The sequence below is a fragment of the Aureibaculum koreense genome (assembly GCF_034296135.1).
Taxonomy (GTDB): Bacteria; Bacteroidota; Bacteroidia; order Flavobacteriales; family Flavobacteriaceae; genus Aureibaculum.
Map to the genome: position 1 here is coordinate 65,250 of NZ_JAXKVV010000013.1, position 17,233 is coordinate 82,482.

The 17,233-nt window shown below is 34.7% G+C and carries 18 protein-coding genes; 5 read left to right on the plus strand and 13 right to left on the minus strand.

Going from position 1 to position 17,233, the window contains the following annotated elements; translation table 11 throughout:
* Positions 1 to 104 precede the first annotated feature (104 nt).
* A complete protein-coding gene (locus tag UMM65_RS11955) occupies positions 105 to 566 on the plus strand; it encodes an ankyrin repeat domain-containing protein (RefSeq protein ID WP_321976795.1) in 462 nt (153 codons plus the stop codon).
* 445 nt (positions 567 to 1,011) lie between these two features.
* On the opposite strand, the gene UMM65_RS11960 is transcribed toward UMM65_RS11955, so the two are convergent.
* Positions 1,012 to 1,302, minus strand: coding sequence for a hypothetical protein (locus UMM65_RS11960; RefSeq protein WP_321976796.1), 291 nt, complete (start codon positions 1,300 to 1,302; stop codon positions 1,012 to 1,014).
* Between the two features lie 68 nt (positions 1,303 to 1,370).
* Entirely contained in the window at positions 1,371 to 2,144 is a 774-nt protein-coding gene (locus UMM65_RS11965; RefSeq protein WP_321976797.1) for a M48 family metallopeptidase, read from the minus strand.
* Positions 2,145 to 2,257: 113 nt separating this feature from the next.
* Between UMM65_RS11965 and UMM65_RS11970 the strand changes: the two genes are divergently transcribed.
* Positions 2,258 to 4,015: an aromatic amino acid hydroxylase gene (locus UMM65_RS11970; protein WP_321976799.1), complete on the plus strand. Its 1,758-nt coding sequence runs from the start codon at positions 2,258 to 2,260 to the stop codon at positions 4,013 to 4,015.
* A gap of 77 nt (positions 4,016 to 4,092) precedes the next feature.
* Here UMM65_RS11970 and UMM65_RS11975 read toward each other — a convergent pair whose 3' ends face one another.
* The 6 genes from UMM65_RS11975 to UMM65_RS12000 all read right to left on the minus strand — a co-directional run bounded on the left by UMM65_RS11975 (position 4,093) and on the right by UMM65_RS12000 (position 9,225).
* A complete protein-coding gene (locus UMM65_RS11975) occupies positions 4,093 to 4,707 on the minus strand; it encodes a DUF4230 domain-containing protein (RefSeq protein WP_321976800.1) in 615 nt (204 codons plus the stop codon).
* 212 nt (positions 4,708 to 4,919) lie between these two features.
* Entirely contained in the window at positions 4,920 to 6,347 is a 1,428-nt protein-coding gene (pyk, locus tag UMM65_RS11980; RefSeq protein ID WP_321976801.1) for a pyruvate kinase, read from the minus strand.
* A 3-nt stretch (positions 6,348 to 6,350) separates the two neighbouring features.
* Entirely contained in the window at positions 6,351 to 6,812 is a 462-nt protein-coding gene (locus UMM65_RS11985) for an IPExxxVDY family protein (protein WP_321976802.1), read from the minus strand.
* Positions 6,813 to 6,900: 88 nt separating this feature from the next.
* The gene (rnc, locus tag UMM65_RS11990; RefSeq protein ID WP_321976803.1) at positions 6,901 to 7,635 is read right to left on the minus strand and encodes a ribonuclease III; all 735 of its coding nucleotides are present in this window, start codon (positions 7,633 to 7,635) and stop codon (positions 6,901 to 6,903) included.
* An 8-nt stretch (positions 7,636 to 7,643) separates the two neighbouring features.
* Entirely contained in the window at positions 7,644 to 8,897 is a 1,254-nt protein-coding gene (fabF, locus tag UMM65_RS11995) for a beta-ketoacyl-ACP synthase II (RefSeq protein WP_321976804.1), read from the minus strand.
* A 91-nt stretch (positions 8,898 to 8,988) separates the two neighbouring features.
* A complete protein-coding gene (locus UMM65_RS12000) occupies positions 8,989 to 9,225 on the minus strand; it encodes an acyl carrier protein (RefSeq protein WP_117883955.1) in 237 nt (78 codons plus the stop codon).
* 176 nt (positions 9,226 to 9,401) lie between these two features.
* On the opposite strand from UMM65_RS12000, the gene purN reads away from it, so the two are divergent.
* Positions 9,402 to 9,968: a phosphoribosylglycinamide formyltransferase gene (gene purN, locus UMM65_RS12005; RefSeq protein WP_321976806.1), complete on the plus strand. Its 567-nt coding sequence runs from the start codon at positions 9,402 to 9,404 to the stop codon at positions 9,966 to 9,968.
* A gap of 265 nt (positions 9,969 to 10,233) precedes the next feature.
* Positions 10,234 to 10,866 (plus strand): ribonuclease H family protein, encoded by a 633-nt coding sequence (locus tag UMM65_RS12010; protein WP_321976807.1) that lies wholly within the window; start codon positions 10,234 to 10,236, stop codon positions 10,864 to 10,866.
* Here UMM65_RS12010 and UMM65_RS12015 read toward each other — a convergent pair whose 3' ends face one another.
* Complete coding sequence (locus tag UMM65_RS12015) at positions 10,867 to 12,093, minus strand: aminotransferase class V-fold PLP-dependent enzyme (protein WP_321976808.1); 1,227 nt, start codon at positions 12,091 to 12,093, stop codon at positions 10,867 to 10,869.
* Positions 12,094 to 12,292: 199 nt separating this feature from the next.
* On the opposite strand from UMM65_RS12015, the gene UMM65_RS12020 reads away from it, so the two are divergent.
* Positions 12,293 to 13,636 carry a serine hydrolase domain-containing protein gene (locus tag UMM65_RS12020; RefSeq protein ID WP_321976809.1) on the plus strand — a complete coding sequence of 448 codons (1,344 nt, stop codon included), beginning with the start codon at positions 12,293 to 12,295 and terminating at the stop codon, positions 13,634 to 13,636.
* 82 nt (positions 13,637 to 13,718) lie between these two features.
* On the opposite strand, the gene sufD is transcribed toward UMM65_RS12020, so the two are convergent.
* The 4 genes from sufD to UMM65_RS12040 form a co-directional block, all read right to left on the minus strand.
* Entirely contained in the window at positions 13,719 to 15,041 is a 1,323-nt protein-coding gene (gene sufD, locus UMM65_RS12025; RefSeq protein WP_321976810.1) for a Fe-S cluster assembly protein SufD, read from the minus strand.
* A 90-nt stretch (positions 15,042 to 15,131) separates the two neighbouring features.
* Complete coding sequence (gene sufC / locus UMM65_RS12030; protein WP_321976811.1) at positions 15,132 to 15,869, minus strand: Fe-S cluster assembly ATPase SufC; 738 nt, start codon at positions 15,867 to 15,869, stop codon at positions 15,132 to 15,134.
* A 22-nt stretch (positions 15,870 to 15,891) separates the two neighbouring features.
* Positions 15,892 to 16,314, minus strand: a complete 423-nt coding sequence (locus tag UMM65_RS12035) for a hypothetical protein (protein ID WP_321976812.1) — start codon at positions 16,312 to 16,314, stop codon at positions 15,892 to 15,894.
* 5 nt (positions 16,315 to 16,319) lie between these two features.
* Positions 16,320 to 17,186: an N-acyl homoserine lactonase family protein gene (locus UMM65_RS12040; RefSeq protein ID WP_321976814.1), complete on the minus strand. Its 867-nt coding sequence runs from the start codon at positions 17,184 to 17,186 to the stop codon at positions 16,320 to 16,322.
* Positions 17,187 to 17,233: the final 47 nt, after the last annotated feature.

The following is a 17,233-nucleotide window of genomic DNA, read 5'->3' on the forward strand; positions in this document are numbered from 1 at the left end:
CATTTTTTTAACAAACGGTTAAACTTAGGTTAATTGGCACTGAAAGGAGTAACGAATTGTAATTAGCTGTCGTCTTTATAGTGTAACTTAAAACAAATTATATTATGAAAAATCTAATTTTATTATTCGCCCTCGTATTCGGATTGTCAGTAAATGCAAATCCGATTAAAGACACTACTAAAAATGCTTCAGTTGAAAAGAACACTTCTAAGATTGAAGCCAACAAAATGAACCTTGATATTGTTTACAGCACTAGTGTAAATACATTTTGTAAATTGATTACCACCGGAAATTATGATGCAGTTAAAAGTATGATTAAAGCAGGGATCGATATTAATGAAAAATCAGTTGGAATGACTCCTTTGATGTATGCTGCAAGGTACAATAGGGTTGATATTGTTAACCTGTTGATTGCAAACGGAGCCGATTTAAAAGCAAAATCGAACAAAGGATATACGGCTTTAAAATATGCTAAAATTTCTAAAGCACACGATACCTATAAAATTATTGAAGCCGCTTTAAAAGCCCAAAAGGATAAAAAGAAAGCAAGAAAAAACAGTAAGTAATTTTTTATTTTATTTCCCTTTAACCCGAATTATGTACTAGAACTTTGTAATGAAGGTTGAAAATACAATAAAATATGGCATTTTATGAATTTTAGCATAGCACCGCTAAGGTTAAATTGAAAAATGTAGCAAAGCGGTATATTTTTAAGTAGTTTCGAGCTGTAATAAATTTTCTAGTGCATAATGCGGGTTTAATCCCTGACGGTTTCCGTTGGGGATTTTTTTATGGCTGGATAGTTCTCTTCTTGAGCAGTTACGTCCTAACAAAAAATATATCGTCGTTTTGAGTTGAGAAACAATGAATTTTTAATGCGAATTCCTATTAAAACGTGATTATCTTTCATTTTGGCAGAATAAGTCTCCCTCCTTTGGAGGGATTAAGGAAGGTATATTTTAGAAAATATTAATTCATAGGACATGACCCTCAAGAGGGGAAATGTTACTACTAAAACACAATGACCTTTAGCAAAATCATTAAAATGATAAATGAAATAACAAAATAAAGTATTGTTATGATACGTTTTTTCTTATTCTCTTTTTGAAGTTTTTCTCTAATTGCTTTTAGTTGTTCAGGTGTCGCTTTTTTGTCAATAGTGCCTTCTTTATACTCGATTTTAGCCTTTGAAGATTTAAATTTATCAATATTTTTTCGCCTCAAATTATTTTTGAGACTGGTAATCATAGACGAGGCATGACCAGAAAGACCTCCCAAACCATTAAAATTACGACCTCTCATATTTACTTTTCAAAAATATTTAGCGTCCCAATTTCCCTCCCTTGAGGGGAGGGCTAGGCTGGGGCTTTTTAATTCCTATACTTCTCAATCGCTTCTTTAATCTTCTCAATTCTATTTTCAGGATCAGGATGCGTACTTTGAAACTCAGGTGTTCTGTTGGGTCCAGCAGCAGCTTTTAAAATTTGCATCACACCAATCATTTCTTCAGGTTGATAGCCTGCCTTTAGCATAAATCTGACACCCAATTCATCACTTTCCAGCTCGTCACCTCTGCCATATTTCATGTTGATTACATTTCCGATCATAGCTGCCATTTGTCCGGTACCATCGCCACCACCAACTAAAACACCAGAAATTATACCTTGTGTTAGTCCTTGTTTGGCAATGCGTTCGGCGGAATGTCTGCCCACTACATGACCTATTTCATGACCCAAAACCCCTGCCAATTGATCTTCGTTTTGTAATTGTTTATACAATGCGTAGGTTATGAATATTTGTCCACCGGGCAAAGCAAACGCATTAATCGTTTCAGGGTCTCTTAGTAAATGGAAATCGTAACGATATGGTGTTTCTCTCGCTATACTATTATTGACCAGAGCATTACCAACCCTGTCCACAATATCTTGATCTTTTTGACTGGGATACAAACCGCCGTGTTGTTGTGCCATTGCCGGGGCACTTTTTAAACCGAGAGCAATTTCTTCCTCAGCGGTTAATGCAATACTTTGTTTTTTGCCCGTATACGGATTTGTCTCTCTTTTGGAGTAATATTGAAATAAGGTAAATAAAATAATACCTGCACCAATAAGCAATCTGATTTTGAGTCCACTTCTACCTCTCATTATAATTTTGTTTTTGTTTTGTCGGACTAAATATACGATTAATTTAAAAAAACGATTCTGATTTTACGTTCTAAAATCATTAACTTTACATTCATGAATTGCAAATAGTAGAGATGAACTTTAAATCCAACAAAATAATTGCCAGATTGCCAAAACACTTGCAATCTTTTGTAATACGACAGCCTTATAACGAATATACCGCTCAAAATCAGGCAGTATGGCGTTACGTTATGCGAAAAAACATTGATTATTTGGCTAAAGTGGCTCACGAATCGTACATTCCGGGCTTGGCTAAAGCCGGAATTTCTGTTGATACTATTCCAAGAATGCAAGGCATGAATCGGATATTAAAAGAGTTGGGCTGGGCTGCGGTTTCGGTGGACGGATTTATACCACCCAATGCTTTTATGGAATTTCAGGCATACAACGCGTTGGTAATTGCCGCTGATATTCGGACTATTGACCATATTGAATATACTCCTGCACCTGATATAATTCATGAAGCGGCAGGCCATGCCCCAATTATTGCAAACCCTGAATATGCCGAGTATTTAAGACGTTTTGGCGAAATTGGTAGCAAAGCCATTTCATCGGGCAAAGATTATGAACTGTACGAAGCAATTAGGCATTTATCCATTATAAAAGAAGACCCAAATACCAATAAAAAGGACATTGCTAAAGCCGATAAAAAAGTTGCCGAAGTAGCCAAGAGTATGACCGAATTGAGCGAAATGGCAAAGATTAGAAACTTGCATTGGTGGACGGTAGAATACGGATTGATCGGCACCTTGGAAAATCCTAAAATTTATGGTGCGGGATTGTTATCTTCCATAGGCGAGAGCCAATGGTGTATGAGCGAAAATGTTAAAAAAGTACCCTATACAATTGAAGCTGCCGACACCGATTTCGACATTACAAAGCCACAACCGCAATTGTTTGTAACCCCAGATTTTGCCCATTTAAGTATGGTGTTGGAAGAATATGCCAATAAAATGGCATTGCGAAATGGTGGGTTAATGGGTATAAAAAAATTGATAGATTCTAAAAACCTAGGAACAATAGAATTAAGCACGGGCATACAAATTTCCGGTAATTTTGATGAGGTTATCTCAGATGAAAACAACAAACCTGTTTATTTTAAAACCATTGGACCAACTGCCTTGGCGTATAAAAACAAAGAACTTATTGGGCACAGTAAAACACATCATGCTGACGGGTTTGGTTCGCCAGTTGGTAAACTAAAAGGCATAAACATTGCCATTGAAGATATGTCACCCACAGATTTAGAGGCTTACGGTATTTACGAGGGAAAAGTAGTGAGTCTAAAATTTGAAGGACAGATTTCTGTAACTGGCGAAATTATTACGGGCAAACGAAACCTACAGGGTAAAATTATTTTGATTTCATTTAAAAATTGCACTGTTAAACATAAGGACAAGCTCTTGTTTCACCCTGACTGGGGAATTTATGATATGGCAGTTGGTAAAGAAGTGGTCTCGGCATATTCTGGAGTAGCCGATGCGGAAAATTTCGGATTGATTTTTGAGCCTCCGAAAGAAAAAACACATAAAATAACCTATGCCCAAAAAGATAAAAAGCTACATGGCTTGTACCAGGAAGTAAGAAAGATGAGAGAAAAAGGAAAACTCAATCACATTAGGTTAGAAGAAATATTTATCCTGTTAAAGTTAGAATATCCTAGCGATTGGTTGTTGCCTTTAGAAATTGCCGAACTGGTTTATGAAGAAAACTCTCAGCTTAAAAGAAACTTGATTAATTATTTGGAAACCTTAGCTGAAAATAAGGAAATAGCTCATTTAATCAAAGACGGGGTTGAGTTGTTGGAAAAGGATATGAAAAAGGTAATTTAGGCTTTAAATTTGATAAAAAAGGAGAGACTAACCCCGAAAGGGCTTTAAGCCCTTTCGGGGTTATAGTCAACTAATTTTCACAGTTCCAACTCAAAAAGTTCTTCCTTCTTCATAATCGTATTTTCTTCATATTTTAATGTCCACCCCAATGAATTGGTCAGCACATAAAAATTGGTCAATTCCTCTAACAACCTTGTTTTAGCATTTTTTTGCAGATCGGATTTTTGCAATTTTTTAATCAAAGATGTTTTTATGGTTTCTTTGATATCATTATAATCTTTGGCTTCAAACGGATTAAAATAATCCGCCTGGATATCGTAATATTCTAAATCGGGACTGATAGAGATCTCTTCTTTTGGAATACTAATTATTTGAAGTGTTTTGGTGGCTTCGTCAATCTTATATTCAATCTTACTTAAATCATAAGAAATGGTTACATCGGCATTTACAACAACCAATGCTTTTTTATCGGCAGTAAAATAATCCGTAAATAAGGCTTTTGAATTTTTATAATTAAATACTTCACTAAAATGACCTTCAGTTACAATGAGCTTACCAACATTTTTAATCTGTTCTTGTATCAACATGGAATTTTCGTACAAAATGGCCTTGTCATCCTTTTTGTTTTCACAGTACCTAAACACAAAAAAGAACACAACCGCGATGATGATTCCAAGAAAGACTTTTTTCATTAAATAGTGAGTTATTAAGTTAATGGGTTGTTGAGTTATTCTGATTAACGAGCTTTGATTTTTAAATTCTGAAACCGTTAGTCAACATTCATTACTCGTCAATCAATTTTTAGCACCTCAAACTTTTGCTTTCCGTCTTCGGTCTTCACATTTCTCGTACCTCTAATCTCGTACTTATTTTCACTCCCGTCTTCCGTCTCCTGTCTCCTGACTTACTCAATCTGACTCACCCTTAACGTATTTACCATTCCTTTAGCTTTTACGGGCATAGAGGTTAAATTAATCACAAAATCTCCTGCTTTTACATATCTTTTGTCCACAGCCATTTGGTTAATATCTTCTACGGTGTCATCGGTACTTTTCATTTTATCATAGAAATGAGCTTTTACCCCCCACAATAAATTGAGCATAGCTAAAATTCTTCTATTGTCTGAGAACGCCATGATATGGGTTTTTGGTCTCCATGCAGAAATTTGAAATGCGGTATAACCGCTGTTGGTCAGAGTGGTTATTGCTGTGGCTCCTATATCATCTGCCATTTTTGCGGCCTGATAGCATATAGTTTTAGAGATAAAACGATCGTTGACACTTCTTATAAAAGACTCGGAACGTGAAATTAACGGTGAATCTTCAACGTTTTCTATAATAGATCGTATTTTTTGGATTACTTCTACAGGAAATTCACCTACAGATGTTTCTCCAGAAAGCATTACGGCATCGGCACCATCCATAATCGAGTTAGCAACATCGTTCACTTCAGCTCTTGTTGGCACTTGATTGGTAATCATGGTTTCCATCATTTGGGTAGCAATTACTACCGGTATTCTTGACTTTTTTGCCTGAATCACTAATTTTTTCTGAATTAAAGGGACTTTCTCCATGTCAACTTCAACTCCTAAATCGCCTCTGGCAACCATTAATCCATCACAATGGGGAGTTATACTGGCAATTCTAGTTACTGCTTCCGGCTTTTCGATTTTAGCCATAATAGGAATTCTAAAATCAGAATGTTCTGTGATTAATGCTCTTAATTCTTTTAAATCATCGGCATGTCTCACAAAAGAAAGTGCGATCCAATCCACCTTCATTTTAATGGCAAACAAGGCATCTTTTTTATCCTTTTCAGTTAAAGCGGGTTGTGAAATGTTAGTATTAGGTAGATTTACACCTTTTTTAGATTTTAGTTTGCCGCCACGTAAAACCTCGGTAAGTACTTCATTTTTACCATTTGTACTTATAACTTTAAATAATAGTTTACCGTCATCAACTAAAATATTTTCCCCTGGTTTAACATCTTGCGGAAATTGTTGATAGGTCATATAGGCTCTTTCTTGAGTACCTTCACATTTGTCGGTAGTAAAAATAAATTGATCACCCTTCTTTAGTTTTACTTTTTCAGCCATTACGCCAACCCTTAATTTAGGTCCTTGTAAGTCTGCCAGAATAGCTACATTATAGTCTAATTTTTTATTTATTTCTCTTATCATTTTTATTTTCTCAGTAACATTTTCGTAATTGGCATGAGAAAAATTTACTCTAAAAACATTAACCCCAACGGTCATCATTTCTTCAATAATTTCATAAGTATCACAGGCTGGACCCAAGGTGGCTACTATTTTTGTTTTTTTACGATTTCGCATATATTAAAATATTAAATAATCTTTAGATTTTAAAGTTTTTGGATCGATATTGTAAGAAGTTATTACTCCTCTTATATTTTTCACTTTTTTTGTGAGCTCAAATTTGTCTAAACCTGATTCTCCATTGATTTTTAGAAAATAATCGATTTCTTTTTTTTCGTTAATCAAATAATTTATTTTAGATTCTTCTTTGAACAAATCATTTTCGTTAACATTAACAGATGTATAAATGTGTTTGTTGGCCAGTAATGACCATGAGCTAAAACTGGAATTACATTCATAATCATAAAAAGTAAATGTACAGTTTTTATCTTTGAACGTAAGCCCTTCAGGTTGGCAATTGAGCTTTATTTTAAATTCTCGGTTTAGAAAATATGCCAGTCTATAATCTTCTAAAGTACTGTTAATGGCTATTAAGGTATAATCATGTTCAAACTCAAACCCCAATGTAAGCACTTTAGTCATAAACAAAACAATTTATGCGAAAATAACGATTGTTTTATAAAAAAGAGAAAGTTTTAACGAAATCGTTATAGTAATATTTGGTCGAAAATTAAATAGAAATGATATCTTGTAGTCTATAATACGCCCGTTTTGAAGCTATTTCTTCGGCTTTTTTCTTCGATGTAGCCCTTCCTTTAGAAAGAATTTTGTTGTCAATAAATAATTTTACGCTAAAATGCTTTATGGTATCATTGCCAGTATCTTCATAAACTTCATAATTAATATGCTTTTTAACTTTTTGGCTCCATTCTATCAATACACTTTTGTAACTGGTAATTTTACCTTCTAAACGTTCAATGTCAACATAAGGTTCTATTACCGTTCTGTTTATAAATTTATGGCAGGCTTCGTGGCCTTTATCCAAAAAAACGGCACCAACCAATGCCTCGAACATATTACCGTGAACATTATCACCAAAGTTCTTTTTGGGCACGTTGCTTTCAATTAAATTGATTAAAGCTAAATCTCTTCCAATTTCATTTAAATGCTCTCTACTTACAATTTTAGAACGCAATTGGGTCAAATCTCCTTCTGAACCCATTGGTATTTCTTTAAATAAATATATGGCTATTGTTGAGCTTAAAATGGCATCGCCCAAAAATTCCAATCTTTCATAATTAAGTGGCTTACCGGTTTTAGTGGTTTTTTTTACTGAACTATGTGTAAAGGCTTTTCTGTAGTATTTAAGATCGTTAGGTCTAAAGCCTATTATTTTTCGTATTGTAGCCAAGAACATCTCGTCTTGTTCAGAGCGAGATTTTAAGATGTTACTAATAAAACTCATTATAATGATTAAGCCTCAAGCTTTTTGAAAACAATACAGGCGTTATGTCCACCAAAACCAAACGTATTGCTCATAACCACTTTAACATCTCTTTTCTGAGCTTTGTTAAGGGTTAAATTTAGATTCGGATCGATATTTTCATCCACCGTAGTGTGATTAATAGTAGGAGGTACAATTCCATGCTCTATGGATAAAATAGATGCAATGGCTTCAACAGCTCCTGCAGCACCTAATAAATGTCCTGTCATGGATTTTGTAGAGTTGATATTGATATTTTTTGCGTGATCGCCAAATACCTCTTTTATCGCCTTTAGTTCAGCTACATCACCCAATGGAGTAGAAGTTCCATGGGTATTTATTGCGTCTACTTCTTCAGGTTTTAATCCTGAATTTTCCAAGCAATTCCTCATCACAACAATTACACCTTTACCTTCCGGATGTGGAGCTGTCATGTGATAAGCATCAGAAGATAAACCTCCACCAATAACTTCGGCGTAAATTTTGGCTCCTCTAGCTTTTGCGTATTCATATTCTTCTAAAACAATAGCTCCGGCACCTTCGCCCAATACAAAGCCATCTCTGGTTGCATCAAACGGTCTGGAAGCCGTTTCAGGGCTGTCATTTCTGGTTGATAGAGCGTGCATAGCGTTAAATCCGCCCATTCCTGCCATAGTTACAGCAGCTTCGCTACCACCGGTAACAATTACATCACAATGCCCTAAACGAATATAGTTTAACGCATCGAACATGGCATTGGCAGCAGATGCACATGCAGAAACCGTGGTATAATTCGGTCCCATAAAACCGTTTTTGATAGAGATATTACCTGGGGCAATATCTGCAATCATTTTAGGGATAAAGAAAGGGTTGAACCTAGGTGTACCATCTCCGCTTCCAAAATTTAAAACTTCATCTTGAAAGGTTTCGAGACCACCAATACCCGCTCCCCAAATTACGCCAACACGTTCTTTGTTAATAGCTTCTAAATCTAATCCTGAATCTGAAATAGCTTCATCAGAAGCTACCATGGCATATTGCGTAAACTTATCCATTTTACGTGCCTCTTTTCTATCGATAAAATCTGTAGGATTAAAATTTTTGACTTCACATGCAAACTGAGTTTTGAATTTTGTTGCGTCAAAATGAGTAATAGGTGCGGCACCACTTACGCCATTTACTAGATTTTCCCAGTAGGCGTCAACAGTATTACCAATTGGTGTTAAAGCCCCTAGTCCAGTTACAACTACTCGTTTTAATTCCATGTGAATGTGAAGGATATAGATTAGTGATTATAAAAACTACGAGCAAATCACTAAAAGTGTTGCTCGTAGCCTATATTAAAGTATCGTTAGATTACTTTTTAGCTTCTTCTATATAGCTGATTGCTTGACCAACAGTACCAATGTTTTCTGCTTGATCGTCTGGTATTTGAATATCAAATTCTTTTTCAAATTCCATGATTAACTCTACGGTATCTAAAGAATCTGCTCCTAAATCGTTAGTAAAGTTAGCTTCATTAGTTACTTCATTTTCGTCAACGCCTAGTTTGTCAACGATAATAGCCTTTACTCTTGATGCAATGTCTGACATAATTTTTCTAATTTTTAATTTAATTTGTGGCAAAAATATGAAACTTTACGTTAAATATCCTATTCGCCACAAAAATATGAGGACTAATTTAAAAAAAATTGTTTAACTTTTAAATTATTCCACAGTATTTGTTAATAATAATTCTTTTTTTTGTGATATAGTTTTACATTTTAATAATGAAGAGAATTGCAATTTTGGCTTCAGGCTCCGGAACCAATGCCGAGAATATAATCAAGTATTTTCAAAAAAACAATGTTATAACCATAACACAAGTGCTTTCAAACAAGAAGGATGCCAAAGTGTTGGATCGGGCTAAAAGATTGAATATCAAAAGATCAAGTTTTAGCAGAGATGATTTTTTTAAAACGGATAAAGTCCTGGATATTTTAAAAAAGGAAGCCGATTATATTGTATTAGCAGGATTTTTATGGAAAATACCAGAAAATATTATCAATGCCTTTGTGGATAAAATTATTAATATTCATCCAGCTTTATTACCAAAATATGGCGGAAAGGGTATGTACGGAGACAACGTGCATAAAGCCGTAGTTGCCAACAAGGAAAAAGAAACAGGGATAACCATCCATTACGTAAATGAAAATTATGATGAGGGAGCCATTATTTTTCAAGCAAAAGTATCTGTCGGTGAAAAAGATACTTTTGAAAATGTTGCCCAAAAAGTTCATCAATTGGAATATGAGCATTTTCCGAGAGTCATTGAGGAAACTATTCTTAAAAATTGATTATTAGTTAAGCTGTTTCTGTTGACATCTAGTTATAGTTTTTGTTGAAAGACCTATTTTAAGTTTCGTAACAAATCAAATTGATTTTTGAATTGGATTTAGGAAGCCACCCAAAGAGCAGAGCGGTCTGGGTGGTGCGGTATGAAAATCAAGCAAGAATTGTAGAAACTTAAAATCAGTCTAGATTTTTTTGTTTCGTTTTTCCATCAATGGAAAAAATGAAAAAATAATATAAAACATTAGGATTCAGCTAAGAAAATTAAAAATGGCAAAAAAAAAGTTTTATGTAGTTTGGAAAGGTAAAAAAACAGGAGTTTTCACATCTTGGAATACCTGTAAAAAACAAATTGACGGATTTGTGGGTGCTGAATATAAATCCTTCACTTCAAAAGAAGAAGCCGAGAAAGCTTTTCAAGGAAATTACGAAGACTACAAAGGCAAAGACACAAAAAAGGTAAAACTTTCAGAAGCGGAATTAAAACGAATAGGAAAACCGATTGTTCCTTCTATTTCAGTTGATGCTGCTTGCAGTGGCAACCCCGGAAAAATGGAATATCGAGGTGTAGAAACCCATTCTGGATCACAATTATTTATACAAGGGCCTTTTGAAAAAGGTACAAACAATATCGGCGAATTTTTGGCTTTGGTACACGGATTGGGCTATTTAAAACAAAAAAAGATTGACTTACCCATTTATTCCGATTCTAAAATTGCCATGAGTTGGGTAAAAAAAGGGCAATGCCGCACCAATTTACAAATTACGGATGAAAACAAACCTTTATTTGATATGATTAAACGGGCCGAAAAGTGGTTAAAGGGAAATAAATATAACACACCAATTTTAAAATGGGAAACTAAAGCATGGGGAGAGATTCCTGCGGATTTTGGTCGGAAGTAGTTAACTCAACATCCCCTTAGCCTTAATCACAGCCTCAACCAATTTATCAATCTCTTCTTTCGTATTATAAAAAGCAAAAGAAGCACGTACTGTTCCCGGAATATTAAAGAAATCCATAATGGGCTGGGCACAATGGTGCCCTGTTCTAACTGCAATACCTAATTTATCTACAATAGAGCCAATATCATACGGATGGATACCTTCAATATTAAAAGAAATTACAGAAGTTTTGTTAGCAGCTCCCGAGACGTCGGGACCGTAGATTTTTAATCCGTCAATGGCTAATAATTTTTCAGTCGCATAATTAAGTAATTCATTTTCATAATTAGCTATGTTTTCAAAGCCAATACTGTTCATATAATCAATGGCTACACCAAAGGCAATCCCACCACAAACGTTGGGTGTGCCCGCTTCAAACTTATGTGGCAGATCGGCATACGTAGTTTTTTCAAAAGAAACTTCTGCTATCATTTCGCCACCGCCTTGGTAGGGTGGAAGCTTGTTAAGCCACTCCTCCTTTCCATATAGAAACCCAACGCCCGTTGGGCCGCACATTTTATGGGCAGAGGCTACATAGAAATCGGCATCTAATGCTTGCAAATCAGGTTTGATATGTGGTACCGCTTGTGCTCCGTCAATTAAAACAGCGGCACCCACTTCATGGGCTTTTTGAATGATTTCTTTTATGGGATTAATCGTTCCAAGGGCATTTGAAATATGATTTACAAAAACCAATTTGGTTTTAGTTGAAAGTAAATCCTCATACACGTCCATTATTAATTCACCATTATCATTCATCGGAATTACCTTTAAAATGGTGCCTGTTCTCTCACATAGCATTTGCCATGGTACAATATTAGAATGATGCTCTAAAGCAGAAACAATAATTTCATCTCCTTTATTTAATAATGAAGAAAATCCGTTAGCCACTAAATTAATACCATGCGTTGTGCCCGAAGTAAAAATAATTTCATGAGCGTACTTAACATTAAAATGATCTTGAATCTTATGTCTTGCCTTTTCATAGGCATCCGTAGCTTCTTGGCTCAACGTGTGTACTCCGCGATGAATATTGGCATTATAATTACTGTAATAATCAACAATTGCATCAATCACAACTTGCGGTGTTTGCGAAGTGGCGGCGTTATCAAAATAAACTAGAGGGTAACCGTTAACTTTACGTTGTAAAATGGGAAAATCAGCCCTAATTTTTTGGATGTCTAACATATCATTTCAAGTGAGCTTACAAAATTACAAAACAAACTAGTAATTAGTCTGATTAATCTATATTTGTTCAAAATTCAAAAAAATCTTCTCCAAAGTAATGAAACGAACATGTTGAAAGTTTTATCACCTAAGGGAATGACAATTTGCGAACAGTCCCGAAGCGTCGGGATGTTCGTTGAAAAACAATAAATATTAATACATGAAAAAAGCATTAAAATACATCTTTTTACTTGGTTTATTGGCTCTTGCCTATGCTGTTTATACCAACTATCCCCGATTGAATATTATTGCGGGATACTCAGCCAAGGATATGGCCTCATCGGTATTTTTAGCTGAACGATCAGTTGAGTTTACTGATTCAGTCGATAACGGATTTACACCGATCAACATTGCTGATGATAAAGTTGATTTACAAGAAAAATCGGCAACGGCTTCGGTTTATGGGCTGTTGACCCGAAAAGCTATTTACAGAGAAGGTTTAGGTGCTGTATTAGTACCAAAGGATGCAGATGAAAATCAAACTTTTTTAATTCCAAAACGCAATTTTACTGATAATGGCAAACCTTTTCCGTATGGAGATGCCGAGCAAAAAGATACTGTTTTTGAAAATATAAATTATAATCTTTTGCAAACTGCTGTTGATAGTATGTTCAATAATAATAAGTTAAAACAAACCAGGTCTGTTTTGGTGGTTTATAAAGACGAAATTGTTGCTGAAAAATATGCTGAAGGATTTGATGAAAATTCCAAATTATTGGGTTGGTCTATGACCAAAAGCATCACGTCAACAATTTTTGGAATCCTTCAGAAGCAGGGTAAACTCAATATTAACGATAAAGCTCCCATAGAAAGTTGGAAAGATGATGAAAGAGCAAGCATTACTATTAATAACCTATTACAAATGAACAGCGGATTGGCATGGGAGGAAGATTATGAAAAAATTTCTGATGTTACCAAAATGTTATTTTTAACAGATGATATGACTAAAATTCAAGAAGAAAAAGGGCTGATTGGCAAACCTAACGAAGTGTGGAATTATTCCTCCGGAACCTCTAATTTACTTTCTGGAATTTTAAGAAAACAATTCAGTACACATCAAGAATATTTAGACTTTTGGTATTCCGCGTTGATTGATAAAATAGGAATGCACTCAATGGTAATCGAAGCGGATATGAAAGGTAATTACGTCGGTTCATCGTACGGATGGGCTACTACCCGCGATTGGGCAAAATTTGGATTACTTTACTTGCATAAAGGCAATTGGAATGGCGAGCAACTTTTTGAAGAATCGTGGTCCGATTATGTTAAAACGCCCACAAATGGTTCAAACGGTCAATATGGCGGACATTTTTGGCTCAATGCTGGTGGAAAATATCCTGATGCTCCAAAAGATTTGTACTCTGCCAATGGTTACCAGGGGCAACGTGTTTTTATAATCCCCTCGAAAGATTTGGTTATTGTAAGAATGGGATTGACCAATAACGATAATGCCTTTGACTTTAATACTTTTCTGAAGGAGATTTTAAGTAGTATTAAGAATTAAGTACAGTACAAAGACTTACATGTTGTCAAAAAAACACCAACAAATGAAACTCCCTTCCCTTCGGGGAGGGCTGGGGAGGGGGTTAAACTTCAAACCCTAAATTAACATCTAATTTACTAGCAATAATCTTTGTGATTCTTGTTTTTAACTCGGGAATTTTAATTTTTTGTAGAGCGTCGTTCGCAAAAGCATATAACAGTAAAGCATTGGCTTCTTTTTTAGGAATTCCGCGTGAACGAAGATAAAACAGGGCATCTTCATCTAATTGGCCAATAGTACAGCCGTGCGAACATTTTACGTCATCAGCAAAAATCTCTAACTGGGGCTTTGCATTTATGGAAGCTTTGTCATCAATTAGAATTGTATCATTTTGTTGATAGGCATTGGTTTTTTGAGCTTCTTTTTTAACTATAACCTTTCCGTTAAAGACACCTGTTGAGGTATCAAAATAAATACCTTTATACAATTCGTGACTTTCACAATTTGGAAATTCATGATTTACAAGAGTGTGATTATCAACAAGTTGTTTCTCTTCAATAATAGTTATCCCATTAAGGTTAGAAGTAATATGCTCTCCCTTTTGATAAAACTCTAAATTATTTCGAGTTAAGTTACCACCAAACGAAAATGTATTTACTGAAGCTACACTTTGCTGGGCTTGTCTTACATAAGTATTATCAATTAATGAAGCCGTTTTCTGGTCATTTTGAATTTTGTAATAATCAACAATCGCACGCTTGTTGGCAAAAATTTCAGTAACGGAATTGGTCAACACTACATTTTCATTTAAACTTTGGTGACGCTCCACAATTTGTACGTGTGAATTTTCACCAACTACAATTAGATTACGAGGTTGAAGTAAAACTTCTGTTTCAATTCCCGTTGAGAAATGGATAATTTGAACTGGTTTTGGTACAATAGTATTTTTTGGAATATTGATATACGCACCTTCTTTAGAAAAGGCAGTATTTAATGATGTAATACTGTCTTCTTTTTTAGCGATTGTATTAAAATAATGGTCAATAACCATTTTGTACTTTGGCTTCGAAAGAGCAGCTGAAAGCAAACAAATATCAAAGCCATCATGTGTGGTTTCTGATAAAAATGAGCTATATACACCATCAACAAATATAATTTTATAAGTATCTATTTCGTGCAAAAAGTATTTTTTTACTTCCTTAAATTCAATTGCGGATTCTATTTTCGGAAAAATCTTATAGTTGTGTTTTAGAATCGGTTTTAACGATGTGTATTTCCATTCCTCGTCTTTTTTTGTTGGAAACCCCATCTCTTCAAAGCGGCTGAAAGCCTCTGAGCGAATATCTTGAATTTTACCATCAGCCTCTCCGCTTATTTTATCTTCATAAACCAAGAATGAAGTTATTAGTTGTTCTTTTAAACTCATGAAAATTTAAGATTTAAAAATTTATCTTATTTATATTTTAATGCGTAATCAATTCCCTCCCAAAAGGGGGAGGGCAAGGGAGGGGCTTTTTTATTTCACCCAATCATACCCTTTTTCTTCAAGTTCTAAGGCCAATTCCTTACCACCTGACTTCACAATTTTACCTTCGTGCAGCACATGAACAAAATCAGGAACAATATAATCTAATAAACGTTGGTAATGAGTAATTACGATAACGGCATTGTGCTTACTTCTTAGTTTGTTTACGCCATTGGCAACTACTTTCAGAGCATCAATATCCAAACCAGAATCTGTTTCGTCCAATATTGCTAATTTGGGCTCTAACATTGCCATTTGAAAAATTTCATTGCGTTTTTTTTCTCCACCGGAAAAACCTTCGTTCAACGAACGCGATAAAAATTTTCGATCAATATTTAAAAGTTCCGCTTTTTCACGAATTTTTTTAAGTAAGTCTTTTGCCGACAAATCTTCCTGTTTATTTGCTTTTCTGGTTTCGTTAATGGCTGTTTTAATAAAATTGGTAACCGAAACACCGGGAATTTCTACAGGATATTGAAACGAAAGAAAAATCCCTTTATGAGCTCTTTCTTCAGGTGCAAAATCGTCAAGATCCTCTCCATTTAGCATAATACTCCCTTCGGACACTTCAAACTCTTCTTTGCCTGCAATAACAGAAGCCAAGGTACTTTTGCCAGATCCGTTAGGCCCCATTATGGCATGAACTTCTCCGGCCTTTACCTCTAAATTAATTCCTTTTAGAATTTCTTTATCGTCTATTACGGCATGTAAATTATCTATTTTAAGCATGTAATTTTAATTATGGTCTTTATTATTTATTAGTATAGATTTTTATTGATTTATATGCTGAATTTTCGAGCATTTTAAACTTCAATGTGTCATTATGTTTAGAAACAGCAATTAGTGCTTTCTTTTTCATGTCAAAAACGGTATCTTTTTCTTTTTTAAATCGGTTAAAATCAATTTCTTTAAAATCTGTAAAATGCCATTTCCCATTTCTAAGATCGGCTATCTTATCATCGGTTACTTTTAAATCAATTTTATTATTTCCTGATGAAATCGACCACTCATTTTCACTATCCTCTAAGGGTATAAGATTAGCAACTACGCCAGGCTGTTGTATTCCGTCAATCTCAGTATAATCTACGGAGAATTGATAAAAATTCGGTTCAAAACCTAAATATTGCAGGCTAATTAAAAGTGCAAGGAATACGTAATTAATGTCCTCTACCATTAGGTTTAATTATTTAATAATGATTTTAAGCGTTCAAAATCTTTTTGTGAATGTTGTATAAAAACATCGGCATTTTTTTCGGCAGCAAACGATTCAAAAGCCTCTATGCTTTTTTTAGTCAAAGGAATATCGTAATTGAACATTGGAACCCTTTTATGTGTTCTGTTTTCTTCAAAATGATATAGATCGCCCGTTAATAAAACAGGCCTTTCCAAAGCAAGATCAAGATATAATACTTGATGCCCAATGGTGTGGCCGGGCATGGATTTTATCACTACCGTGCTATCTCCAAAAACATCATAATCGCCATTTAGTTTTTGAACATTATTTAAATCTTTAATAGCTTTATAGATATCCGCTTGTTTTGTTTTAGCGGAATCGCTGGTAAAAAAATCGTATTCGTTTTCTTGCACCAACCAAGTGGTATTTTTCAAAGCATTGGCATGACCCACATGGTCAAAATGTGAATGCGATAAAGCTATGTATTTAAAATCATCAACCGTTAAACCAATGGCTTTTAGTTGGTTTTTTAACGAATCTTTTCTAGAAACCGTAAATGCACCGCTCGGGTCTGTAAAAGGTTCTGCCATACCTACCAAACTTTCGGGCAAACCAGCATCCCACATTAAATTTCCTTTGGGATGTTGAATTACATAATAGGCATCAGCAAATTGTTTTGATTGCCCTGTATAGGTAGTGTCTTCAGAAAATAATTCCAATTTATTGGCTATAACCGTGCCACCTTCCAAAACGTGCAAAGTAACTTTAATTGAATCGTTTTTCGTATTTTCGGTGCTTCCATCACCACCCTTTTTTTGTTCCTTACAAGCAATAATACTTATTGCCAATAATAAAAAGATAATTTTTTTCATTTTAATATACCTATTTAAATAAGTGCTTAAATTTCTCTAAAATCTAT